Here is a 25,694-nt window from a genome sequence, read left to right as displayed (position 1 = left end):
TAAATTTTTTATTTTATGCTGATAATCAATGGGCTTTGAAGCTCCTGATTAAAATGATCTAAATAATCCTGCCATTGTTTTGAACTGGTAATTTGACCTGCTTTATCCCAAGCTGCTCCTGAATAATATACAATTGGTTCATTATTTTTAACTGAGGTCTTAGATAGGAGCTGTTCCTTATCAACCCACATATTACTTACTGGTGTTGTTAGAATAGAACCAACAGCTGTAGTTCCGTCTTTATCAAAAGTTGGTTCCCAATAAGCCATAATTCCCTGCTGTTCATTTAATGCAATCACACCTGCTTTTTCACGTTTTATGATTCCAACTACAACAGGCATTGGTTTGTTATCTTCGAAAGTAAAGATGTTTTCGATTCGGTTTAATTGAGAACCGGCATCAATCGAAATAATTTTGGTATTTTTTACTTTAATGCCGCCAGCGTTCCAGGAATCGTAATTCAATTGAAAAGTAGAGCGTAGAGGACCGTTGTCTAAAATTTTCCAATAATGATAATTACCAGAATAACGAATCGTATCCTTTACGAACGGAGCCATATTTCCAGCGCCCAATGTAAAACCTACATGATAATAATCTAATCCGTCTCCGTGATCAATATGATAGTCATCACGTTTATAGCGGTCGTTCACTACTAATTTATTGGTTCTTTTTACCCAGACATCATAGCCATAAGCGTCTCCTTCGGTTTTTTCTAATGCTTTTCCATAAGTACGAAAAGCAATTTTATCATTTTCCCACGCAAAATCATCTTTACGTTCCGGTACATAGCGCGCATAAGTTTTAGACGTAAATATTTCAGGTTTTCCTTTTTGAATAATTAGTGTAAGTGAAGATTTTGCCTTAAGATCAACTTGTATTAATAAATTTTGAACAGCGGTATTACCGCGATGTTCTAACTGAAAAGGAATCTGTTTTTTTGTTTTAAAATCAATTACGATAAAATTTGAAGTATCTATTTTAGGATACGAGGAAAGTACTGTCTGCCATTTTACAGCGACCAAAGTTTCTTTTATGTCTAAAACCGAATTGTTTTGAATTGTTACTGTGGCTTTTGTCTGCCCAGTAGAAATTAGAGGCAGGAAGAAAGTGAATAAAAGGAATGTTTTTATTAATTTCATAAATGTGTTTTTTTATAATTTCCGAAATGACATAGTTCTAGCTTCTCGATTCTAAATGAGTTTGTTATTTAGACGAGTTTTTTAATTCTCAGAGTTGAATTTGTAATTGATCTTTAGTCGTTTAAAGACTTTATTTTAGCTGGTTTTGTTAAGAATAGCGATTGCAGTTTTTCATTATATAGTTATTTGTTGTGTTGTTTCTAGTTTAGTTAACCTTTCGATTCGTCTAGACTGGCTAAATATTCGCTTGGCATGCAGCCATAATGCTGTTTGAATGCAGTAGAGAAATACGACGGCGAGTTAAAACCACACATATAAGTGATTTGTGCAATCGTATAACGTTTACTCTGCATCAGTTCAACCGCTTTTTTAAAGCGGATTCTTTTAATGAAGTCCATTGCTGATTCGCCTGTTATAGCTTTCAATTTCAAATAAAGATTCGATCTGCTCATGCCGATTTCTTTACTGAACTGATCTACCGAAAATTCAGAATCAGCCAGATGATCTTCTACAATTTGAATGGCTTGCTTTAAAAATTCTTCGTCAAGGGTATTAAATGCAATATTCTCAGGTACCATTTCTTTACCAACAGAATAATACTCTTTTAATCGTTTGCGAGAACGGAGCAGATTTGTAATTTTTGCCGCCAGTAACGGAGTCGAAAATGGTTTTGTAATATAATCGTCGGCACCCATTTCAATACCTTTTAGCTGCTGGCTGGTTTCATTTCTTGCTGTCAAAAGCATTAACGGAATATGAGAGGTATTAATGTTCTGCTTCACTTTTTTACAAAAATGCAAACCATCGAGTTCCGGCATCATGACATCGCTGATAATAAGATCAAACGGCTGAATTTCTAGAAGATCCAACGCCATTTGTCCGTTGTAAGCTGTTGTAACTTCATATATTTTGCTGAAATATTCCTGCAGATAATCTAATATCTCCTTGTTATCATCTACAATAAGCAGTTTAATGGGCTGATCTCTTTCTGTTATTTCATTTTCTTCTTCTAATGCGGTGTCTTCGTCAAGTTCATTATCTGAAATTATAGACAATTCGTAAAGTGAACTTTCGACTTGCTGATCATTCCTGTAAACCTGATCTGAAATCGGAATGGTTACGGTAAAAGTACTTCCTTCCTCCACGGTGCTTTCTGCCATAATTTCGCCATGATGCAATTCTACTAAACGTTTTGTAAAAGCCAAACCAACACCGGAACCCAAATTCATTTCGCGATTGTTTACCTGATAAAAACGATCAAATACTTTGGATAGATCTGCTTCGCTAATTCCGACCCCCGTGTCAGCGACCTTTATTTGTACCGTATCATTATTCTTTAGTAGTTCAACATGAATGCTTTGACCTGTTTTAGTATATTTGAAGGCATTAGATAAAAGATTAAATAAGATTTTTTCCATAGCATCTTTATCAAAATAAAATAGAAGCTGCGGTTCTGCCGAATGATAGGAATATTGAATACCATTTTTCTCTGAAAGCGGTTTGAAGGATTCAAAAATTTCTTTTGTAAAACTTACAATATCGCCTTTGCCCACTTTAAGCTGTCGCGTTCCCATTTCAGTTTTTCTAAATTCAAAAAGCTGATCCACCAAATTGTAAAGCCTTTTGGCATTGATAAACATTAATTCGTGTTTCTTTTTTGAAACTTTATCTGCAGAAGGCATTTTTAATAATTCTTCCAGTGGAGCTAAAATCAGCGTTAAAGGCGTTCTTAATTCATGAGAAACATTGGTAAAAAAATCCATTTTTACCTGATTGATATAGCTTACTCTCTCTTTGTCAATTCGTTCCAGCTTTAACTGCTGAACAGCTTTTATTCTTTCTCTTATAATTCTAAAACCAATGTATGCAGCAGTACCGACTATTGCTAGTAATAATAATGAAAACCAGATTGTTTTATACCAAGGCGGGAGAATCCCGATTTTTAAGCTTCTAACGGTGCTCATTTCACCATTAGGCCCAATGGCTTTAATTTGAAAGTTATAATTTCCTGCGGGTAAATTACTGTAGCTGACCTTTAATTCATCTGTACGCTGCCAGTCTTTATCAATTCCTTCTAATTTATAGTAATAGTAAGTTCTGTTAGAAGAAATATAATTGAACGTATTGAAAAAGATAGTGAACTGCTTGTATTCTGGTCCAATTTCTATTTCATCCGTCTGGTCAATATGCTCTTCCAAAATACCTGTTTCATCGCCCACTGCAACAGTTTTATTTAAAACTTCTAAAGCGGTAAAACTTAGTTTTAGCGGAAGCGCCTTCTGTTTAACCATTGATGGATAGAAATACGAAATCCCTTTTATGCCGCCAAAAAGCAGCATCCCGTCTTTTGCTTTATAAAAAGCATAATCATTGAATTGTTTGTTCTGTAAACCATCACTTTCATCAAAAGCCTGAACTGAATCTTTGTCGGGATTAAATTTAATTAAGCCGTTGTTGGTTGAAATCCAAAGGTTACCGTCGTCATCTGGAATTATGCCGTAAATTGTTTCTTTAACGAAATCTTTTCTGGTTTTAAAACTGATAAAAGATTCCTGGTTTTCATCATATAAACGCAGACCTTCTCTTGTTCCAATCCAGATACGGTGTTTTTGATCTTCTGTAATACAATTTACAATGTCATCACTTAATTTTCCGTGCCCGATGTTTCCAAATAAAAAGGTTTCAGGATAGAAAAGGGTTACTCCGTTTGTGGTTCCAATCCAGATCCGATGCTTGCTGTCTTCAAACAAAAATGTAATATCGTCTGATGTTGGCCGTTTTCCAGCTTTATCTAAATGAATGTGTGTAAAGGTTTTGGTCTCAGGATGAAACTGATCTAAACCCGATCTTGTTCCAACCCAGATTCGTTTTTTAGAATCTTTTAAGATGCTGTAAACCAAATTTCCTGCAATACTGCCGGGATCATTTTCATTATGCAGGAATCGCTGTACAAGGCCGCCGTTCGGATTCAGTAGATTCAATCCGCCGTTGTGCGTACCAATCAATACATTTCCATTATCATCAAATTCGATGGCTTTAATATTATTAGAACTTAAACTGTTTGGATTATTTTCGCTGTTAGAAAAATAGGTAATCGTATTGGCATTTTTATTCCAGTAATTCAGTCCTTTATCGTTGCTTCCAATCCAGAAATTGCCTTTTGCATCCTGTTTAATAACACCAATTACTTCATCGTTTAAAGACGGTTTTCCTGAGTTTTGACTTAAAAGATTGAACTTAATGTCGTTTTTATGATAATAATTTAAACCTCCGTAGTACGTTCCAAGCCAAATTCCGTTTTGTTTGTCTTTAAAAAAGCATCGGACAGAGTTTTGGCTAATTGTATAAGGCTGTGATATTTGATGGTAATAATTGGTGAATGAATTGTTTTTTTGATTAAAAATACTAAGCCCTTTAAAAGTTCCCAGCCAGATATTGCCTTCTGTATCTTTTCCGACACATCTTACATTATTATCAGCAATGCTGCTAGTTGCAGTATTGTGAAGCAAAGAAACAATCTGACCATTTTGAGAGTTGTACTGAATTAGACCATCGCCTTCAGTAGCCACCCATAATTTCTTTCCATCAGTATAAACATCATTGATATAAGGTTTTTTTGCTCCTAAATCAATTTTAGTTAATTGATGTGTATTGGTGTTTAATTTAAAAAGACCAACATCTGTACCTAATATAATTTGCTGCTGCCAAATTCCAATGTCGGCTATTTTTTTAATTTCATGAGAAGAAGCGTTGAATTTGATTGTAGCAAAATTTGAAGTTTGGGGAAGCAATACGAATACGTCTCCTGTTATAGAACTTGCCCAAATTCTATGCTCTTTATCTTCGGTTATAGAAGAGATATACCATTCGCCAATACTACGGGGAAGCGGGTAATTTGTAAAGCTGTCTGTATTATAATTGTAAACACTGATGCCTTGATTGCCGCCAACCCATAACTGCCCTTTATGGTCTGTAAAAAGACTTCTGATATAATAAGACTGCAGACTGTTTTTGACATTCTTTAATGGTCGATATACTTTAAAACCTTTACTGTCATAACGGTTTAATCCGTCCTGAGTTCCAATCCAGATAAAACCCAGTGAATCCTGCTGAATAGCAAAAACAGAACTTTGCGACAAGCCCTTATCGACCGAAATATTTCGGAAATATCGATCCTGAACTTGTGCATAGCTTTTGGCTGCGAAAAGAAGAATGCAGAAAAAGGCAGTAATAGCAGTCTTTTTTTTCATGAAGTGATATTGTAATTATTTTTTGTTTTTTTTTTAAATTTCTTCTATTAAAGAAATTAAACTCTAATTTAAAGAAAAAGTAAGCATCTTATAGCTTTTAATTTTTATCATATTTGGCAGTGTCTGGCAGTTCATCTACGGCTTCTTGTTTGTTTACTTTGTTTTTCTCCATTTCTAACAATACCGAACTTCCTTTAATTTTAGGCGAATATGCTTTTCCTTCAAATTTAACAGGCAGATTTCCATAGCTGAATAATGATTTTATAAATTTTCCCGAAACTTGTAAAGCTGCTGCTTTTTCTCCGTCTAACTGCGCCTGAATTTCCCATTCTCCAACTTGTAAATGTGATACACCATTGCTGTTTGAGAGGGTTTTGATGACTTCTGTTTTGCCATCTTTAATTTGAATAATGGTTAAAAACCTGAATTTTTGTTTTGGTTCAGAAGTGATTCCGGCATGCCATTGATCTTTAAATTCTTTTATCTGGCCTTCGTCATTGGTGACTTTATTCCAATTAACTGCAGGTTCAAAAAACTGATTATGTACCGACATTTTTAAAGATGTATCTGCAAAGACGCTTGCGTTTACATTTCCTAAATCGGTTTGTACAGTAAAGTTTTGCTGTTTGGCATTTATAGCATTTTCTCCTTTGATGCTGTAATAAGGACAATGAAATTGAGTGGTCCATTTTACGGGAGTTTTAGCTTCTAATTCGTCGTATAAAACAATATAACCGCCTTCTAATTGCAGCATGCGTCTGCGATACAAAGTTACACCAGATTCTCCATAACCGTTTTCCTTACTAGGTACAACATTAATTTGCTTGAATCTGTCTAACCAAAAATCACTTTTTATTTCTCCGTAAGCATTACTGGCATCTCCCAAGGCATATTGAATGTGTTTTCCTGAGATAGCTCTCGGAATCCATCCGTAGCCTTCTTCACCCAATTTCTGATTCAAACTATCGGCTAAAATTGTGTTGTAAGCTTTTGATGATCTATAATATAAAAGGTTGTGTTTGTCGCTGAAATTGCTGTAATAACCTGTTCCTCCAAAGATTACTTTTCCTTTGTAATTGATAGTAAAAGCATTCTGAGACGCATGACCATGACCCGAAGAACCAAACGGACTGCTGGATAAATAACTGCTTAGTGTTTTATCGGCTTTGGCCAAATCTTCGTGCATGGCAACAACACCAATATCACCAAATTTGCGGGTTTTTGGCAAGTTCTCAGGTGAAGTTACAGGTAGATTTCTATTGGGTTTATAGTTTAATAATCTGAAAAACAGGAAATCATCTGTGCCGTGATAATAAGATGGATAGTCTCTTTTTATTTCGTTTACATACCAGTTTAAGTATGGATTATTCATTTTATAAGTCAGTGCATCGGCAAACCAGGCTTCACCTTTTACGATGTACGGAATATTCTCCCACATATCGCCAAGTGCGGTACTTGCAGCTCCGTTTGGATGTGTGTACAGCATATAATAAGGCAGGTTCTGCATCCACGGAAGTTTAAAATAATCGACTCCGCTAAAATCGCCAAACATTTGCGATAAGTAAATGATGGATTTAAAGTTAACTCTGAAATAGCCATTTCCTTCGTGCCAGCCGCCATCTGATGTGCCTAAAACCGGAAAACGTGCCGACCAGACTTCGTACATATAAGTAAACCACTCTTTGGCTTCGGGAACATCATTGATTACGGCAACAGTCGCAATTGCAAGATTTCGCAGCGTAATCTGCCAGACGTGATTATCGCTTACATGCAGTTCAAAACGATTAGGTAAATGATTATAAACACGTTTAGCTCTAATCGTAATTATATTTTTAAAAATTTCTTTTTCCTCTGGAGTTAAAAATTGATATCCGGCATCATAAAACCAGCCCATGGCTTCAAGCACGGCGCCGCTTGTAAAATCATCTCCTGTTGCCAGTCCATCTGGATTCATGGCAGCAAGATTTAAGGCTCTGCGCTTGGCATCCTGAATAAAACGTTCGTCTTTAGTAAGCTGATAGGCAATGCATAAATTACGAACCGGATTACCAACAGCATCACCAAAACCATGATACATTCTTTCTAAAATGATCTTTTTTTCTAATTTATTTTTGCCCGTAGTATCAATTACTCTTTGTGGTTTTTCGGTTGGAAGCGGAGCCAGCATTAATTTTTCCGCGAAAGCGATAAACTTTTTGGCTTCGGGATTATCAAGGTTGTTTTTATAGAAATCTTCGCCAATACGGTTCATATCCCATAAAAGCGGATGCGATCCTTCGTTGCGTTTTAAAACTTCGTTTATGGGCGGTGATACTTTTTCGCTGGCATATTTAGCATCAATAACAAAATCGTAAACAGCAGACCATGTCCATTGACTGCTGCCTTTTAATGCATACCCGTATTTCCAGTACCATTTTCCGGGCTTCAAAGCAGCATGAAGCGGATAAACAGCCCAGCGCTGTTCTGTGCTGGCAATTAAATTTTTACTGAAATTGGTATCGCATGCAAGCATTATTTTATAGCGGACATTGCCAATATTTGGATCTTCGGGAACTTCACTGCCGCTTTCCATTGGTTTAACCATGTCTTTTCCATTTGTAGCGGGCCAAAGCAGGGCAGGAGCATTGGTAGGAACCGTAATTCCATTTACTGGATAAGGCCATTCTCGAACTCTTGAATGCAGTTTTTCTGCCGTTAATTTTATAGCAGCAGATTGCTGGCTGAAAACTGAAACAGCGGTGAATGATAAAAATAAAGCAGTTATATTTTTCATAAATTATTCTTTAACCAAATTATAATCCAGACGAGAAAGGATCTCGGTTCTTTTTACACCATTGTTTTAAATAACGGCGCATGGCAGTTAGTTCTTTTTTATGTGATGGATTTACCGCCAGATTGGTAATTTCTCCTGAATCTTTCGTAAGATCGAAAAGCTGTTCTTTTAAATCTCCTTTGTTATATACGATATATTTATAATCTTTTGTAATTACGGCACGTCCGCTAATATTTAAGAGTTCTTCGTTATCGGCAAAATCGGTTTCAATTACCAGCGTATCACGAAGATTTTGATTTGGGTTTTCTATTTTTTTACTGATGTCAATTCCTTTTAAATAAGACGGTTTAGGCACTCCTGTAAATCCGCATATTGTGGGAATAATATCTGTGCCGTTGCAAACAAGCATATCGTCGGTTCGAGGTTTCCACTGACCAATTTTTGAAATGATAAAAGGTATTTTGGCCGACTCTTCGTATAATATCTGCTTTTGGTTCCAGCTGTGTCCCGCATAACCATCGCCGTGATCTGCAGTAAAAATAATAATGGTATTTTTTTCGATATTGTATTTTTTTAAAGAAGCCAGAACCATTTCGATATAACTGTCAACTTTTTCGACCAGACGATTGTAAGCCCAGCGGTACTGGCGCCATTGATCTGGTGTCCAGTTAACGGTAGGATAGGTTCTGAAACTTACTTTTTGCTGTTCGCGAACAATTTTGGGCTCGTATTCGGGAATTTTCCAGTTGGCTGGCAGTGGTGGACATTGATCTGCTGGAGGTGTTTTTTCCAGAATATCCATTTTTAAATCTTCACCGCGCGCCCATTCGCAAATGTCATGCGGATTTAAAAAAGACGCCACTAATAAAAATGGGTTGCTTTTGTTTTCTTTGATAAAACGAGCGCAGAATGAAGGTGTTGCAGCATCATTATAATCTTGAAAATTGGTGTTTTCGATATATTCAAAACCATGCTGGCTTTTTTTCGAAGTAGGAACCGGTAAATGCCATTTGCCAACATAACCGGTTTTGTAACCTCCGTTTTGGAAAATTTTTCCCATCATTAATAAATCTTCCGGCCATTGACCATCTTTTTCAGGAGCATTGCCTATAAAACCATTTTCAAAAGGCATTTTTCCGCTCATGATAGAAGCGCGTGATGGCGTGCACAAAGGCTGTGCACAGTAGGCTTTGGTAAACCGAACTCCGTTTTGAGCCAATTTATCCATTGCGGGTGTATTCAGATTTTTGTTTCCTGCAATACTCATGGCATCAGCGGTCTGCTGATCGGTCATGATGATTAAGATATTAGGACGGTCAGCATCTTGAGCATTCCCAAAAAACGGAATATTCAATACCACGAAAAGCCATATGAAAAATATGTTTTTTTGAAACATGATCTTTATGATTATTATTTGTTTTGTAAATGCTGAAATACAAAACGAATTTAATGATCAATGTTATAAGAGGGTTTTGATTTTGTGTAAAATGATATTAATTTTAGTTAAAACACTTTTAGCTCTGTTTATGTGTTTTATTTTTAGAGGTTTAATCAAAAGATAGTCAATTAAACTTATCGTGTTGGCGCTTTGTGAGTTTGTTTATTAAATTAAGCTTAAAATCCCAATCTCTAAAAACAGCTGTTAGGTTAGGACCAGTTGTTTTTAGAGATAATATGTACTTAAAAAACTCATGTTATTTTTTTCTTTTCCATAAAAATAGATTCCAATTAGGAGCTTACTATTGTCGGGAATTTTATCTTTAATTCCATTGTCATTGCTAGACCACTTACTTTTTTTAATAATTTCAATCAATTTTTGATCAATTTGATTTCCGAAACCACTAATATCCGAAACATTTTTAATTCTCAAATTTGCATCGAAAGTAATTTCATAAATTCCATATTCTTTATTAGGTTCAATACCTCTAAATTGCTCTAAATCGGTACCAATATTTTTACTTTCGCTATAATTTTTTTCACGGTAATTTATCTTTTCTGTAAAAGTTATTTTTTTTGACTTAAAAGTTTTTAATATTTCTAATTCTCTTTTTTGTTTTTTAAGATTAGTTTTATCGAGATACAATAATCCTGAACACATTCCTATGATATATTTTCCATCCTTATTTTTTCGGGCATAAACAATTAATTCCGTATTTACAGGAATAAATAGTGAACAAGAACTCCCTGCATTTTGATCGCTTCTTCCTGCAACATAAAGCGCTTTTATTTTTTCACCTTTAAAAAGTTCATTAATTATAAAATCTGTTTTATAAAGTTCTTCTGAATTTTCATTTTTATAATTCTTTTTGATTTTAATTTTAGCAACAAAATCAGATTCTATATATTTTTCTGTTATTTTATTTTCATTACAAACACAAGCAAGTACTGAACAGGAAAATAGTAATAAAACAATTTGTGATATTTTTTTCATTATTTGTGATTTACAATTTGTGTCAACATCTCTTCAAATCCTTATTTAGTTGCGTAATCTAATGTTTTTAATTTTTGAAAGGCATTGGCACAAGCACCAAGTAAACCTGCTTTATTTCCAAGAGTTGCTGCTACAATTTCGGTATTAGAGAAAGAAACTGGAATTGCAGTCTTTTTTACCCGCTTTGTTAATTCATCAATGTAAAACTGACCCGCTTCGCTAATTCCTCCTCCAATAATTACTTTTTGCGGGCTGAATATATTCACATAATTTACAATTCCGGCTGCTAAATAGTCAAAATGATGCTGCATCGTTATTACAGCATATTCTTCGCCGGCAAGATATTTTTCGATAATAATTTTCCCGTCGATATTTTCTTCTGCAGATTTATTTTGAAATTTGTAATATTTAATTAATGCGGTTACAGAAGCATAGCTTTCTAAACATCCCATTCCGCCGCAGGCACATTGTAGTCCATTCTGCTGGATTATGGTATGTCCTAATTCGGCACCGCGATTCTGGTAACCTCCAAATAGTTTTTTATTGATCATTATGGCACCGCCTATTCCTGTGCCAATAGTTAGAAAAATAGCGTCATCGCTGTCTTTTGCCGCTCCGTAAATTACTTCGGCTAGTCCCATTAAGTTGGCATCATTATCAATTACGATATTATATCCAGTTATGTCGTTTAAAATTTTCCCTAAGGGCAGTTGTTCAAATCCAGGTAAGTTTACTCCTCCGCCCACAATTACGTCATTTTCTATAAGACCAGGAAAGCCAATTCCTATACCAACAATAGGTTCATTTAACTGCTGTGTACATTGGGTGATAGCGCTCACAATTAAGTTTATTATTTCTTCTTCGGTTTTTACTTCGCTGAGAGATACTAAAAAAGAAAACAGAATTTCTCCAAGTTCATTAACAACACCACATTTCAGTGAAGTACCTCCAATATCTATTCCAATTGCATAGGAATTAGATATTTGTGTATCATTTAAGGTATTCATAATCTTTGCTTTATTTTATTATTTTCGTTTCTTCTAGAAACAATTAATGCAGAACGGCAAGTTCTGCATTAATGTCCAAAAACCAAGTAATTTTATAAAAAAAATAATGGGTTATTTTAACCTAATCTGTATTATGACTTAGGTTTGTTTATAGATTTGGCAAAATCTCGCCATATTTGAAATTTTTCTAGAGTTAATATTGATTTTTCTTTAGTTGTTATGTCTTTTTTCCAAGCTTCAACTTTCTCTTGTCTTTGATCATAAAAAAGTGCTGGATCGTCTTTAATTGCTTTTTGTCCTTTGCCATTTTCTGCAGTCAAATCGTGCATTTTCTGTCTATTAGCGTTGCTTAATTTCATTACAGTAAATATAGAATCTCTTAACACTTTCATATCTTTAGGTGTCTTGCGCAAACGTAAATGTGGAAATAAAGATTAAACCCAATGCTAATACTATCTTTTTCATAATATTAGCTTTTAGTTTTTAATATTTAGGATTTTGTCGTGTAATGCTCTTATTTACATCCGTTTCATTTTGAGGGTAAGGATATAATTCATGTTTCCCTGCCACAAAATTGGTGATAGAAGGGAAGAAGTAAGTAGATCGAATCGCTTTTACGGCAGTATTTGTTTCGGCTAACTTAGTTTCTAAAATTCCCCATCTAATTAAATCGGCTCTGCGCATTCCTTCTCCGGAAAGTTCCCAGGCTCTTTCCTGTTGTATTGCTTTAAGGAAGTTATCCTTATTTAATCCAGAAGCAAGATTGATTGCCGCAACTGCGGGTTTTGCTAATAATTGTGCAGTAGCAGTTGCTCCAGACCCTTTTCCGTCTGTGCTTGTAATGGTTACTGTTGGTACAGAAGTATAACCATCACCAGAGCGTAACATTCCAATGGTATTTACTCCTCCGCCTGACAGCGTTATTACTGCAGCAGCGGCATCTGTACCGCCGCCGCCTGTAATTTGTATCACTACATTTGCTGCCGAAGTGTATCCTGTACCTTTATTTCCTAAAGTTATGCCAATTCTGCTTCCTGCAACATCTGCACCAAAACCTCTTTTTCTTACCTGATTTATAGCATCGTAAGCAATCGCATTTGGTCCTTCATTTAATTCATTCTCTACTTCGGCACGCATTAAAAGCAAATCAGAGTAACGCATAACTACCCAGTTAATATGTGTATAAACTCTTTCGGCAGTTGCATTCGTTTGATATTCTCTGCTCCATTTTCCAATTGTCCATCTTTCGTCCTGATTGGTGGTTAAAAGCGGTAATTTATTGCCAAGATTATTAATAGAATATGTAGCAATCGAAAAATCCCTGCGCTGATCGGCCGCATTAAAGCTGTTATAAAATGGTTTCGGCACTAGACATCTTGAAATATTCGAAGGATAAACTCCGTTTGCTGTCGCAGGACCATTAAAATTTCCAACCCAAGATGCGTTTCCTAAAGTTCCTGCTGGATTGTAAAAAGCAATCTGGAAAATATTTTCGGTTGGTTCTAAAACGTGCTGGCATTGGTTTTTGAACACTTTAGAATAAGATGGATTTAGTTTGTAAGGATTTTGAGCCATTACATCATTAATCTCTTTCTGTGCCAGTTTATAATATTCTTTGTAATCTGTAGGACGTTTTATAGTTCCGTCTGCCTGTAAAGAATAACCTCCTGCAAATAATGCCACTCTTGCGAGCATGGCTTTTGCTCCCCATTTATTGATACGTTCATCTGTAGGTGTTTGTTCTGGCAGAAGAAGAGCAGCTTCCTGCATGTCTTTTATAATTTGACTGTAAATTTCGTAACGGTCTACCAGACCAACTTGCAGATTATCTCCTGATTGAGAACTTTTTGTTTTGAAAGGCACATCACCCCATAGACGTACTAACTCAGAATAGTAGAATCCGCGGAGAAATTTGGCTTCGCCCAGCATCCTATTTAACTGATCTTTCTGAGTTTGAGTCCCATTGGTAAACAGATCCATTTGAGGAATTCTTTCGATTACTACATTCGCTCTGTCAACTCCTTCGTAAAGTTTACTCCACGCGGTGTAAAAAGTGGTAGTTTGAGAAATTCCCTGATAATGTGCTATTGTTCTCCAGTCATCAGCTCCAATTCCTGTCATTTGTTCAATATCGGTATCGGCATCAAAAATTAGAGAAATATTCCATCCATAACTATCAAGTGATGACATGGATTCGTAAACACCAAGTGTTGCCATATAGGCTTCATCTACATTTGAGAAAAAGTTGGCAGTTGTAAAATAGGAGTAAGGCGTTACTTCTAGTTCTTTATCACAGGAATTTAAAGGTAATAGAAGACAAGTAATGCTCGCTGCTATAATTGCTCTGCGGGAAAATATATATTTTTTCATCTTATTAAAATTAAATTATAGTGAAATATTTAAACCTGTAACAAAAGATTTACTTCTAGGATATGCACTGAAATCTACACCTCGTGTTATGGCATTGTTGTAGACACTTACTTCAGGATCATATCCAGAATATTTAGTAAAGACATATAAATTATAGGCAGTAAAATAAATTCTCAAATTAGAAATTTTAGATTTTTTCAGCCATTCTTTAGGAAGCGTATACCCTAAACTTATATTGTTGATTCTTAAAAATGAACCATCTTCAATGATATCGCTGTACAAACGTCCGGTAGTATTACCGTTGAAAGCAGGATTTGTTTTACCAGAATTTAGCGCAGTCAGTTCATCAGGATCAGTTACTCGCTGTCCTGAAGCATTAATAGTTGTCCATCTGTCTGCATAAATTGCCAGTGTATTCAGGTTATCTAAATTCAGTCTTGAGTTGTTTAATACGTTTGCATTATAAATATCGTTTCCTACCGTAAAATCAAGAAATACACTCAAATCTAGTCCTTTATAAGTAAAAGTATTGTTGAAACCTCCTGTGTATTTTGGATTTGCATCGCCAATAGCTGTTCTGTCCAAATCGTTTATTACGCCGTCAGGAGTTCCATTTGCTCCGCTTATATCTTTAAATTTTATAAATCCAGGCTGTACTACAATATTATCGCTTACAACCCCAGTTTTTAATGTATAGGCTTTTGTTGCTGGATTATAATCAAAATCATTTACCTGATACAGTCCGTCACTAACATAGCCGTACATGGTGCCAACTGGTTTTCCTACTTGTAAGATATAGTCGTTTTTATCTGTGTAACTATTTGTAATCAAAGAGTTTTCTCCTTGGCTTAAAGCCAATACTTTTGTTTTATTGAAAGCAATATTAAAAGTACTATTCCATATAAAATTGTCTGTTTTTACATTGGTTGTATTCAGTGTAAATTCGATACCGCGATTAGAGGTAGCTCCAATATTCTGAAACTGTTTTTTAAAACCTGAACTTGCAGGTACACGAGTATTATATAGCAGGTCTTTAGATTTATTTTCGTATATCTCAGTTGTTAAAGATATTCTTTGATTAAAAAATCCTAGATCAAGACCTAAATTTGTCGATTTAGTAGCTTCCCATTTTAAATATGGATTTGGCAGATTATTTTGAAATGCTGTAATCTGAGTTTGATTATTTAAAGGATAAGAACCTGAATTAAAAATTCCTAAAGCCGCATAATTTGCGATTCTATTATTTCCGGCTTCACCATAACTGGCTCTAAATTTAAAATCGGAGAAAACAGGCAGCTTTTTCATAAAGTCTTCTTCAATAACTCTCCATGCGGCAGATACGGCAGGAAAATATCCCCATTGATTTTCAGTTCCGAATTTTGTAGATCCGTCAGCTCTAATACTGGCAGAAAACAGATATTTATTTTTATAGGAGTAGTTTGTTTTTGCGAAAAAAGACAACAAAGCATCATCTTCTGAAAAAGTTGTCGGAATTCCTGCAATTGTGCCTAATTGTAATTTATCCCAGCCTAAATTAACTTCGGGAAAGGCTGAAGCAGTTGTAGTAACTCCTTCGGAATAGTTATAAATATATTCCTGCCCGGCCGTTGCATCAAATTTATGGATTTTATTAAAGGTTTTACTGTACGTTAAAACGTTGTTATAGTTTAATCGTGTTGCAATATTATGTGTAATGCCGCCAAATGCACCGCCGCTTCTAATAGCTAGAATGCCTCTTGAATCATTAAAGAATTTATTTTTAATGCTGTTGTCCGTATAACTAACCAGTCCGCGGTAAATTAAATTTGGAGTAATATTGTATTGCAGCTGTAAACTCATATTAATAGATCTGGTAACCGCTTCTCTTTTTTGACTGTCAATTGTAATAAGCGGACTTTGAAATGTTGGCGAATCCTGATTGTCTAGAGGGTCTACGGTGAGTGTCTTTAAATCTTCGTCTGATCCTATCTTTCCAATTGTAGGTCTGTACTGAAGTAAATTCTGCAGCATGCTTAATCTCGCATTTCCTCCATCGCCTGTAGATAAGCCTGTTACTTTTTGATTGGAGTAATTGACAATAGCATTAACAGTAACCTTTTTACTTATTGTATTAGTAACGTTTAATTTTGCAATATTTTTGACAGAAGCGCTTCCAAGCATAATTCCCTGATCATTATTAACCGAATAAAAAGCGTTGTATTTCGTATCATTTTCGCCTCCGCTGATACTTATTTTATGGTATTGGCTTTCTACAGCATTTCCAAAAACCTCATCCTGCCAGTCAATTCCTTTTCTGTTTTTGTAAAGACCTTCCAATTCATCATAAGTACCAAAAGTATTAGTGAATTTCTGCAATCTCGCATCATCTGTTGCTGCTTCATACAGTAGCTGCGTGTATTGATACGGATTCATTACAGGAAGTGTTTTTGCTATTGTTTTAATACCCCCGTAGGTATCATAACTTAGGGTAAGTTTTCCTCCTTTTGCTTTTTTAGTGGTTACCAGAACTACTCCATTAGCACCTTGTGCACCATAGATAGCGGTTGAAGCAGCGTCTTTTAACACATCCATTGATTCAACATCCATTGGATCCAGAAAACTTAATCCGCCGGTTTGGGCTACACCGTCAACTACATAAAGCGGTTCGTTACTTTGTGTGATAGAACCTCCGCCTCTAATTCTAAGAGTTGGCTCAGCTCCGGGAGTTCCATCAGACATTGTTACCTGCATACCCGCAATACGTCCCTGCAAAGCCTGCGCCACATTTTGTACCGGAATTTTTGCCAATTCCTGGCCTTTAACAGAAGAGATGGCTCCAGTAAGATCTTTTCTGGTTTTGGTGCCATAACCTACTACAACTACCTCGTCAAGATTATTAGTGTCATCTATTAATTTGGTATTGATACTTGTTCTGTTTTTAACCTGCTCTTCTTTCGTTTTTGTTCCGATATAAGAAAATACCAAAACAGCATCAGCTTTAACTGTGATTTGATAGTCACCATCCATAGAAGTAATGGTGCTGTTTTTAGTTCCTTTTTCAGAAACTGTTGCTCCCGGCATTGGAATATTTTGTGCATCTGTAACTTTACCTTTAACAGTAATGTTATCCTGCCCGTACATCATTTTGCAAGTTGCCAGCAGCAAAAATAAAAATATAGTCCTTTTCATAATTTATTCGTTTAGCCGAAATAAGCTTGAGACTTATTTCGCATTGATGTTATCTAAGTTGAGTTTTTGTCCTGTTAAATAAAATTCATTACTATTTTGCTGCTCTATATTAAATGATTTTTAAAAAGCAAAAATGAGTTGTGAAGAAAATTATAACAATTTATTAATTTGAAAATAGGACAGTGGGATTTTCTGCTTTGAGAAAAAAAATAAATTGTGTAATAGTCGGGTGGTTTCTTTTTGCTTGGTCATGTTTTTTTGATTTTAATTAAAACAAATATATTAATCGACTATAAAGTTCAGTTTTGAATGCGTCCAAAATGCTATTGATTTTGATTAATACAACGTTTTCGTTAATTGTAAACATTGGTAATATCAGTGTTTTATACTATTTCTTTTAAAACTAAATTTTAAAGAAAGCGCCGTAAATAGTAATCAGTTTTAAAATATACAGTATTGAGTATAGGTTAGTCAAAAGAAAGTAAATTGTTAACTAAAATATTGATTTTTAACAGCAAAAAAACTGAGCTTATTTTTCTCATACAGATAAAACTTGTTAAAGAATAAATTGCATAACCAATCAGTGATAATTGAATCAAACAAAATAACTTTAGCGTTTAGTAATGTCAATTAAAAATATACTTTTTCAATTGGATATTTTCTGAAGAGTAATTTAAAAATGTCAAAAAAAGAGTAAGAATGTTTTATAAAGAAAAAGGCAGCCTAAAAGCTGCCTATTTTTGAACTTGTGCATTACTATTTTAAAGGAAGTCTGATGATGCGGATATCATCATGAAAAGCGATGCGTGTTAGTACATTATCGCTGGTAATTACGCTTCCATCGGCATTTTTCCCAGCTTCGCGATAAACACCCCATTTTAAGTAACCTACATTTCCCACAGCGGGGCTGCCTGTGAATGTGATAAAATTATTTCGTTCCAGAACCAGATTATAATCGGATTGATCTGGAAGCTTAACGTATATTTTCATGTATCCTGTCTCATCCATTGCCCATTTCACTTCAATTCGAAACTTAATCCATTGATTAATATAAGGACGATAATCAGTAATCAGATTATCCTGATACTGATAATCTCTGGCAACGACAGCATTTCGTTTAGTAAGAATTCTTAAAGGCAGTAATTGATTATCAGACATTTTCAGCTGGAAAACATTATCTCCATAGGCTGGGTTCGCGCTATTCCACTGCTGCCAATCTTTTAATAATATACTAACCTCGTATCGATGTTCGTCTCCAGGGATATAGCGGTATTTAGCTAATGTAACTGCATCAGATTCACTGCGGTAGGAACCGTCTGAAAAATAACCGTTGTCTCCAAGGGTAACTTTATGCGCAATAGCATATTTACCAGTACTGCCGGGTGAAGTCACAGAAACGGCATCAGCGGCGGGTGCATGAGTGCCGGTTATACCTGTAACTCCTGAAGTAACCTCGCCAGATTCGTAATTTATGTTAAGAATGGTATCGTTTACAGCTGGTTTTAAAACAGGTTCTAAATCGTTATTTTGTTCCTTACTGCATGCTATGCCGGCTGTTATTGCCAAACCGAGAAAAGCCAGTTTAAGGATGATGTTTTTTTTCATATAACTTTACATTAAAAAATTAAATAACGGATGGATTCTTAATGACTGTGTTTTCTTCTCTTAATGAATAATTAAGAAAAGAAAACACAGCTGACATTTTGATTTTTATTGTTCTAATGTTGTTTGAACAGCATTGGTTTTACCATCGATAGTGATACTTAAATTGATGTTTCCTTTCTCAAAATCATTTCCCGGGTTTGGTTTGATGGTAATTTTCGGAGCCTTATTTCCATCATACGGATAAACGATACTGATAAATTGTTGTGATGCGTTGTCGTTTTTTGGTTTTTCGAATACAAATGCCGGTCTCGATGTTTCTTTTGCATAAGAATACGAAACTTTTCCTTCTTCTTCGTTTAATACCACTTTGTCGCTGTTTAAGGATTGAATCAAAAGATTATTTCCATCTTCGTATGTGGTGTAAACACTGTTATTTGCTTTATCAAAAACCGGTTTGCTGTCTTCTTTTAACTGAAAATGCACGCCTAAGTTTCCTGTAGCTGTACCAATTGCTTTATCAATAATTAAAAAGTATTTTCCGTTGATAAAAAGTACGCTTCTTTGGTGGTTCAAATTGCTATAGCTAGGATTTGTGTACGTTAAAACATCAAGGTTTTTACTGGTTTTCCATTTGTTTTGACGGGCTTCGGTAATAACCATATCTTTATTATCCAGTGTCAATGTGCTGTGTACTCTTGTCTGGCGAAACCAGTTTCTCATTTTGGTCACTTCGGCATCACCGCTATATATATAACAGCCTGTATCTGGTGTAAAATTGCGCCCTTTTACCCAAAGTTCAAAAGTTCCGTTATCCGGCTGTGCATGAAACTCTGCAGGCGGACCGGCTTTTAAAACCATTATTGTTGATTTATTATCCCATCCGTTTCTAAAGGTATATAAGCCTCCATTAGGAAATGCATTGGAAAGATAGTCAGGTAATTTTCCTGTGGCTCCCTCTGTAGCATAATATTCTATAAGCCCATCATTAGGAAACATCTTTGACCAGCTTGAAAATTGTTTTATCCTTACTGCTTTATCAACCACCCAGGTATCACCAAACATAGGATAGTTATAGTTAGGAAAAGAGATATTAGCGGTAACTAAAACCATTTTTTCAATGGTTTTGATATAGGATTCAGGAAATTCCTTTTCTAATCCCGCCATTTTTGCAGCATTATATGCTTTAGTAAAAATTTCGATACAGCCCACATGATAAGTGGGAGAAAGTTCCCATTGTACTCCGTCGGCAAATACCTGTAGTTTTATTTCGCGGTTAAGGATTTCGATACCGCTTTTGCGCCATTGTTCAGCTTGTTTAAATTCAGGAAAAAATGCTCCTGCACCCAAAACACGTTGTGCTTCAAATAATAAATGATTACCTTCTTTACTGTAATGCTTTGGAATATAATCGGTTTGTTTGTTGAAACTGTTTAAAAATTCCATCAAAAATGCTGGTGTAAAGTTGGGAGATACTACAAACAAATTAAATATAGCCGGATAACTTTGTATACGTTCTGATACTTCCAGCGGACGCCATGCTATGCTGTCGTTTTCTGCAGAACGTCCTAAAAAGTTTTTCTTTTCCCAGTCTCTAAATTGCAGCACCCATTCCTTGGCGTATTTTTCATCTCCGCTGCTCCTATATGCTAATGCCATAGAATGCCACCAGGTTAAACGGTGCAGCTGCCAACGGATTTCATTGTCTTTTATTGGCCAAAGATCCCAATTGATATCGGCTCCATAATCAAAAAAGCCATATCCTTTATGCGGCTGAAATTGATGCAGTAAGGCATTGTCTGCTTTTTCCTGATTGGCTTTTCCGATGTCTTTTCCTTTAAATCGTGCTTCATCACCGATATTAAAATCAGGATGTTTTACGGTTTTACGATTACGGTAATAAACCAAAAGTTCTTTTGCAGCATCATTGTATTTGGCTTGATTAAAAAGCTGGTTTACTTTTTCTAACCCCGGATAATTGAGGTTTACAGCATCAAAGCTTTCTTTATTTACTACAGTTTCCTGCGCATTGCTAGAACAAAATGTTAGCAGCATAAAAAATAGAGCGGTAGTTCTTTTTAAATTTATCATTTGTTTTTATAATAAATAAGAAGCTGTTTAATGGATCTTTTAGAGATCAAAAATAACTTCCTAAATTCTTTATTAATGCGTTAAATTTTTCAAATTGATTAAAGATGCTGCTTATATCTGGATTTTTTTGATTGCAGCATATCTTTTTAAAGCTTCCAGATAATAATAATCAGCATAATCAAGCGGTGTATCAATTTCTGAATTGTATAAAAAAGCACCAACACTATGTTTTAGCAGAAAATAATGATTCTCACCTGGTTTAGCCAAATAAGCATCTGAAGATAATGATTTCAATAGTACTTCAGCATAGTCAGCATATTTTTGACCGTCTTTTACTTGTGTACTCAAATCTAATAAGGCAGAAGCAATAACTGCTGCAGCCGAAGCATCTCTTGGTGCCAGCTCATCGGTTTCTAATGCATTGTGGACATCATAATCCCATACCGGTATTTTATCCTTTGGTGTTCTGGGATGGTTCATTATAAATTTCGCAATATTTTCGGCTTGTTGCAAAAACTTTGGATTTTTGCTGTTTTCATAACATACCGTATAGCCATATAAACCCCAGGCCTGACCACGTGCCCACGCTGATTCGTCTGTTAATCCCTGGTGAGTAGCTTTACGCAGAACTTTTCCAGTTACAGGATCATAATCTACTACATGGTAAGAACTGAAGTCTTTTCTGAAGTGATTTTTCATAGTTGTTAACGCGTGAGTATCTGCTGCATTTTTATATTCGGGTTTATTAAATTGCTTCGCTCCCCAATATAAATACTCCAAATTCATCATATTATCAATAATTACAGGATAATGCCACCATGGAAAATCCCAAGAGCGAATCACTCCAATTTTAGGATTAAATCGGGTGTAAAGATGGGATGCTCCATCGCTCAAAGCAGGCAGATAGCTTTCGTCCTTTGTAATTCTATACGCATTTCCATAAGAACAATACAACATGAAACCAACGTCATGGGTATTTTTAATATTTCGAATAGAATCCAGCGCGAGTGTGAATTTTTTAGCTTCATCGGCCAGTATTTTGTCGCCTGTAAGTTCATAGCCGTACCAAAGACTTCCGGGAAAGAAACCAGTAGTCCAATCGGTTAAACCGGCTAAGCGCACTGTTCCGTTGGGATTTACCGAACGCGGATTTTTCCCGGGTTTGTATGTTTGTGCTGCTTTGTCTAATTGAAATTGAATGACTTCGATTGTTTTTTTAAACCAAAGCAAAGACGGATCATCATTTTGAATAGGCTTTGCAAAAGTGTTAAAAGTAATAGTGGAGAGGACTAGAAATAGATTGAAGGTTTTTTTCATAGTTAATTCGTTTATATCTGTATTCTTTTTGTTTTTCGAATATTTTATAAAGCGAAGTTAAACTGGAGATCTAAAACGGTCTTTCAAATTCTATCATAAATGTTTTGAATTTGTGTAAAGACGTTTTTTTAAGGCTAAAACTGGCCGTAAATCAATTTTGATGCAGATATAGAATTGTGATCTGAAAGATTTTCAATTATTGAATTTGAAACAACAGAATATCTCCTTTCTGCATTGTGAAAATTTCTTTAGAATTAATTTTGATTTAAGCAGATATTATTACTATTTGTAAATATTACCATTTTTTGCCAAATTCTAAAATTAGCAGTTTTTGCTGGTGATTCCGTGGGTTGTTAACATTAAACTTACGTAACAATAATCGTCTGTTAAGAATTTCTTAAAATTTGAATCTGCAAAGAGAACTCTAAGCGAAATTGAAGTTGTGCATATGCTTAGAAAGAATCAAATGATTAGACTAGAGATATTTATTTTTAAATCATTCTGTAAATTGGCGAGGTAATTTTTAAATTAATTAATTCTTATATTGGATTCTGACAAATCCGACGTGAACCATATTATCCCCAATTAAATAGCTATTTAGACAAAACGGAAAGATTTTTAATCAAATTTAAAAGCTTTGTTTTGCATTCACTCATACCTTCGTTTTTTTTAAATGCCCCCTGATAAGAAAAAGTATAAGGATTAAATGATAAAATAGATAGTTCAAATGCAAGAAATAATAAATGAATATCAAGCTAAACCATAATTACTATTGTTCATTTAAAACTTAGAAATGAATTACAGTTGGCTTAGCTAGATTTTGATACTGTCTTGATTGCTAATGGTTATCACGATTTAACATTATGAATTTAATAGAAGAAATAAGTAGATCTAAATACTTGAGTTTTTTTTTATCCAGCTAAACAGCAAAAAAAATATTAACCGAGAGGCCATGGGAAAAGCTGATTTTAATATCAAAGTTCCCCAGCTTTTTAATTTAAAATCCACATATAATGCATTCTAAGTTTTTTAAAACCTGTTTTGTCGTGATGATACTTTTTACCGGCAAAGCTACCAGCCAGGAAATCATTACAGTATCCACTGAAAATACAGTTCTTGTACTGCAAACAGACAAAGACAGCTCTTTAATAACCACATACCTTGGGAAAAAATTAAAAAATACAGATGAATATGCGGTCATCAACTCGCTGGATAAGTTTAAGGTAGGTAATGATGATTTGTTTAACAAGCGGGAAGCCTACGTAGCATCCGGCTCGCTTAACCTGATGGAGCCTGCCTTGTCTGTAACCCATAGCGATGGGAATAAATCCGTAGTGTTGCAGTATGTAAACCATGAAGTAAAAAAAATTGACGACAACCAGACATTGACTACTATTGTATTGAAAGATACGAGGTACAAATTCCAAGTCACATTATTTTACAAGGCCTATTATAAAGAAGATGTAATTGAACAATGGTCGGAAATAGAGCATAAGGAAAAGGGTAATGTTGTGTTGAATAAATATGCTTCTGCCAACCTTACACTCCAAGGCAAAAAGTTTTTCCTTAAAAATCACTACAGTGGCTGGGGACGTGAGATGCTCTCAGAAGAACAGCAGCTATTGCATGGTATCCGCACACTCGATTCAAAGTTGGGCACACGCAGCAACCTGTTGCATTCATCCTCCTTCATGATATCCATCGACAAGCCTGCGGGCGAAACAGAAGGTGAAGTAATTGCCGGTTCATTGGAATGGTGCGGTAACTTTAAAATTGATTTTGAAACCTTTGATGAATACTACTTGCGGGTAACTCCAGGGATCAATAACTTTTCATCAAACTACACATTAAAACCATCTGAGAAGTTCACTACACCACGTTTTGTATACACTTATTCTGATAAAGGTAAAGGCAGAGCCAGCCGTAATCTGCAACGCTGGGCCAGAAACTATCAATTGGCGCAAGGCAGCGGCCAACGCCAAACCATATTAAACAATTGGGAAACCACTTATTTTGATTTCAATGACGAAAAGCTGAGCGAACTCACTAAAGACACAAAGAAACTAGGGGTAGATGTTTTTCTGCTAGACGACGGATGGTTTGGTAATAAATATCCCCGTAACGGAGCTTCAACAGGGCTTGGTGACTGGCAGTATAATAAACAAAAACTCAAGAATGGTATCAGCTCTGTAGGCAAGGAAGCTACTGCGCATGGTGTAAAGTTTGGTATATGGATAGAACCCGAAATGGTGAATCCTAAAAGCGAATTGTATGAAAAAAATCCTAACTGGATCATCAGGCAACCAGGTATAAAAGAATTTTATATGCGTAACCAACTTGTGCTTGATCTTACTAATCCAGCGGTTCAGGATTTTGTATACAATACTGTAGAGCAATTGTTCAAAGAAGTGCCTGAATTGGCGTTCATCAAATGGGATTGTAATTCGCTTATCTATAATGCCCACTCACCATTTTTAAAAAACCAGGATCACTTTTATATTGAATATGTTCGTGGTTTAAACAAAGTCTTGGAAAGAGTAAGGACCAAATATCCAAAAACACCCATGATGCTTTGTGCAGGCGGCGGCTCAAGAGTTGATTATGCTGCCCTGCAGTACTTCACAGAGTTTTGGCCAAGTGATAATACCAATCCGTTCGACAGAATATTTATGCAATGGGAATATTCGTATTATTTTCCTTCTATTGCTGTGGACAATCATGTTACGGATATGGGTAAACAACCCATTAAGTTTAAAACAGATGTTGCCATGATGGGCAAGCTGGGTTTCGATATTCGGGTAAATGAATTAGATACTACGGATTTACTTTATGCACAAAATGCAGTGAAGCTGTATAATGGAATTAAAGATATCATCTGGCATGGTGATCAATATAGGCTGCAAAACCCGGATGAGGAAAAAGTAGCGTCGATGGCTTATGTAAAAGAGAATCAAGAGGAAGCAATTGTGTTCAACTATTATGTAGCCACTACATTCAATACCACAATTGGACTGCCTATTAAAATGCAGGGGCTCGATCCAAAAAAACAATACAGAATTGAAGAAGTAAATCTTTATCCCGGAACAGAGTCACCCATTGACAGCTCCAAGATTTATTCGGGAGATTTCCTAATGAAGGTTGGTTTTAATCCTGAAGCCAATGCTAGAAGAACCAGTGTAATCTTACGGGTGAAGGCTTTGAATTAAGTTGGTTTTTTAGTCATAAAATAAGCTGCGTGCTACAACTGATAATTTATCCAAACCAAGTGATTTGCATATAATATTATTGTTAGAGTTTAATATTATTTTTTGGGAGCTCTTCCCGCTATTCGTTCCAATCTTTTGTGCTGAACCCCGGTACAAAAGGATTTCACTGCTATCGGGGCTAGGGCTGCTGGAGCAGCCCCGTCCTTTAGACCAATAAAAATAAGAAGGTTATATAAAAAATGGCGTCAATTGTCTTCAATTGACGCCATTTGGCTGTAGTGACCTCGACGGGACAAATTTCTATAAATTTTATGGAAGATTTAAAGAGATTGGCTTACTG

Annotated in this window: 13 protein-coding genes; 1 reads left to right on the top strand and 12 read right to left on the bottom strand. The window is 35.4% G+C overall.

The annotated features are described in order from the left end of the window. Positions 1 to 8: 8 nt before the first annotated feature. The 12 genes from QLQ95_RS24195 to QLQ95_RS24140 all read right to left on the bottom strand — a co-directional run bounded on the left by QLQ95_RS24195 (position 9) and on the right by QLQ95_RS24140 (position 22,148). Positions 9 to 1,139, bottom strand: a complete 1,131-nt coding sequence (locus tag QLQ95_RS24195) for a DUF4861 family protein (protein WP_482502020.1) — start codon at positions 1,137 to 1,139, stop codon at positions 9 to 11. 209 nt (positions 1,140 to 1,348) lie between these two features. Further along, positions 1,349 to 5,389 carry a hybrid sensor histidine kinase/response regulator transcription factor gene (locus tag QLQ95_RS24190; RefSeq protein ID WP_320494804.1) on the bottom strand — a complete coding sequence of 1,347 codons (4,041 nt, stop codon included), beginning with the start codon at positions 5,387 to 5,389 and terminating at the stop codon, positions 1,349 to 1,351. A gap of 97 nt (positions 5,390 to 5,486) precedes the next feature. Next, on the bottom strand, positions 5,487 to 8,162 hold the full coding sequence (locus QLQ95_RS24185) for a DUF4962 domain-containing protein (RefSeq protein WP_482502019.1): 2,676 nt from the start codon (positions 8,160 to 8,162) through the stop codon (positions 5,487 to 5,489). 19 nt (positions 8,163 to 8,181) lie between these two features. Beyond that, a complete protein-coding gene (locus tag QLQ95_RS24180; RefSeq protein WP_482502018.1) occupies positions 8,182 to 9,558 on the bottom strand; it encodes a sulfatase family protein in 1,377 nt (458 codons plus the stop codon). Positions 9,559 to 9,825: 267 nt separating this feature from the next. After that, positions 9,826 to 10,593 (bottom strand): hypothetical protein, encoded by a 768-nt coding sequence (locus tag QLQ95_RS24175; RefSeq protein ID WP_320494801.1) that lies wholly within the window; start codon positions 10,591 to 10,593, stop codon positions 9,826 to 9,828. A 41-nt stretch (positions 10,594 to 10,634) separates the two neighbouring features. After that, positions 10,635 to 11,600, bottom strand: coding sequence for an ROK family protein (locus QLQ95_RS24170; RefSeq protein ID WP_482502017.1), 966 nt, complete (start codon positions 11,598 to 11,600; stop codon positions 10,635 to 10,637). A 131-nt stretch (positions 11,601 to 11,731) separates the two neighbouring features. Next, positions 11,732 to 11,986 (bottom strand): hypothetical protein, encoded by a 255-nt coding sequence (locus tag QLQ95_RS24165; RefSeq protein ID WP_482502016.1) that lies wholly within the window; start codon positions 11,984 to 11,986, stop codon positions 11,732 to 11,734. A 97-nt stretch (positions 11,987 to 12,083) separates the two neighbouring features. Then, on the bottom strand, positions 12,084 to 13,970 hold the full coding sequence (locus QLQ95_RS24160; RefSeq protein WP_320494798.1) for a RagB/SusD family nutrient uptake outer membrane protein: 1,887 nt from the start codon (positions 13,968 to 13,970) through the stop codon (positions 12,084 to 12,086). Positions 13,971 to 13,985: 15 nt separating this feature from the next. Further along, positions 13,986 to 17,138 carry a SusC/RagA family TonB-linked outer membrane protein gene (locus QLQ95_RS24155; RefSeq protein ID WP_482502015.1) on the bottom strand — a complete coding sequence of 1,051 codons (3,153 nt, stop codon included), beginning with the start codon at positions 17,136 to 17,138 and terminating at the stop codon, positions 13,986 to 13,988. A gap of 756 nt (positions 17,139 to 17,894) precedes the next feature. Beyond that, positions 17,895 to 18,704, bottom strand: a complete 810-nt coding sequence (locus QLQ95_RS24150; RefSeq protein WP_482502014.1) for a heparin lyase I family protein — start codon at positions 18,702 to 18,704, stop codon at positions 17,895 to 17,897. 144 nt (positions 18,705 to 18,848) lie between these two features. Then, on the bottom strand, positions 18,849 to 20,831 hold the full coding sequence (hepC, locus tag QLQ95_RS24145; RefSeq protein ID WP_482502013.1) for a heparin-sulfate lyase HepC: 1,983 nt from the start codon (positions 20,829 to 20,831) through the stop codon (positions 18,849 to 18,851). A 111-nt stretch (positions 20,832 to 20,942) separates the two neighbouring features. Next, positions 20,943 to 22,148, bottom strand: a complete 1,206-nt coding sequence (locus tag QLQ95_RS24140; RefSeq protein WP_482502012.1) for a glycoside hydrolase family 88 protein — start codon at positions 22,146 to 22,148, stop codon at positions 20,943 to 20,945. Positions 22,149 to 23,197: 1,049 nt separating this feature from the next. Here QLQ95_RS24140 and QLQ95_RS24135 point away from each other — a divergent pair. Beyond that, the gene (locus QLQ95_RS24135) at positions 23,198 to 25,354 is read left to right on the top strand and encodes an alpha-galactosidase (RefSeq protein ID WP_482502011.1); all 2,157 of its coding nucleotides are present in this window, start codon (positions 23,198 to 23,200) and stop codon (positions 25,352 to 25,354) included. Positions 25,355 to 25,694 lie beyond the last annotated feature (340 nt).

Source organism: Flavobacterium sp. B330r, assembly GCF_056824325.1.
This window is presented reverse-complemented; position numbering and strand designations above follow the sequence as displayed.

Coding starts and splice junctions, on each gene's coding strand:
- QLQ95_RS24140 (WP_482502012.1), bottom strand. CDS start 22,148: ATGAAAAAAACCTTCAATCTATTTCTAGTCCTCTCCACTATTACTTTT.
- QLQ95_RS24175 (WP_320494801.1), bottom strand. CDS start 10,593: ATGAAAAAAATATCACAAATTGTTTTATTACTATTTTCCTGTTCAGTA.
- QLQ95_RS24185 (WP_482502019.1), bottom strand. CDS start 8,162: ATGAAAAATATAACTGCTTTATTTTTATCATTCACCGCTGTTTCAGTT.
- QLQ95_RS24135 (WP_482502011.1), top strand. CDS start 23,198: ATGATACTTTTTACCGGCAAAGCTACCAGCCAGGAAATCATTACAGTA.
- hepC (WP_482502013.1), bottom strand. CDS start 20,831: ATGATAAATTTAAAAAGAACTACCGCTCTATTTTTTATGCTGCTAACA.
- QLQ95_RS24190 (WP_320494804.1), bottom strand. CDS start 5,389: ATGAAAAAAAAGACTGCTATTACTGCCTTTTTCTGCATTCTTCTTTTC.
- QLQ95_RS24160 (WP_320494798.1), bottom strand. CDS start 13,970: ATGAAAAAATATATATTTTCCCGCAGAGCAATTATAGCAGCGAGCATT.
- QLQ95_RS24180 (WP_482502018.1), bottom strand. CDS start 9,558: ATGTTTCAAAAAAACATATTTTTCATATGGCTTTTCGTGGTATTGAAT.
- QLQ95_RS24170 (WP_482502017.1), bottom strand. CDS start 11,600: ATGAATACCTTAAATGATACACAAATATCTAATTCCTATGCAATTGGA.
- QLQ95_RS24155 (WP_482502015.1), bottom strand. CDS start 17,138: ATGAAAAGGACTATATTTTTATTTTTGCTGCTGGCAACTTGCAAAATG.
- QLQ95_RS24195 (WP_482502020.1), bottom strand. CDS start 1,139: ATGAAATTAATAAAAACATTCCTTTTATTCACTTTCTTCCTGCCTCTA.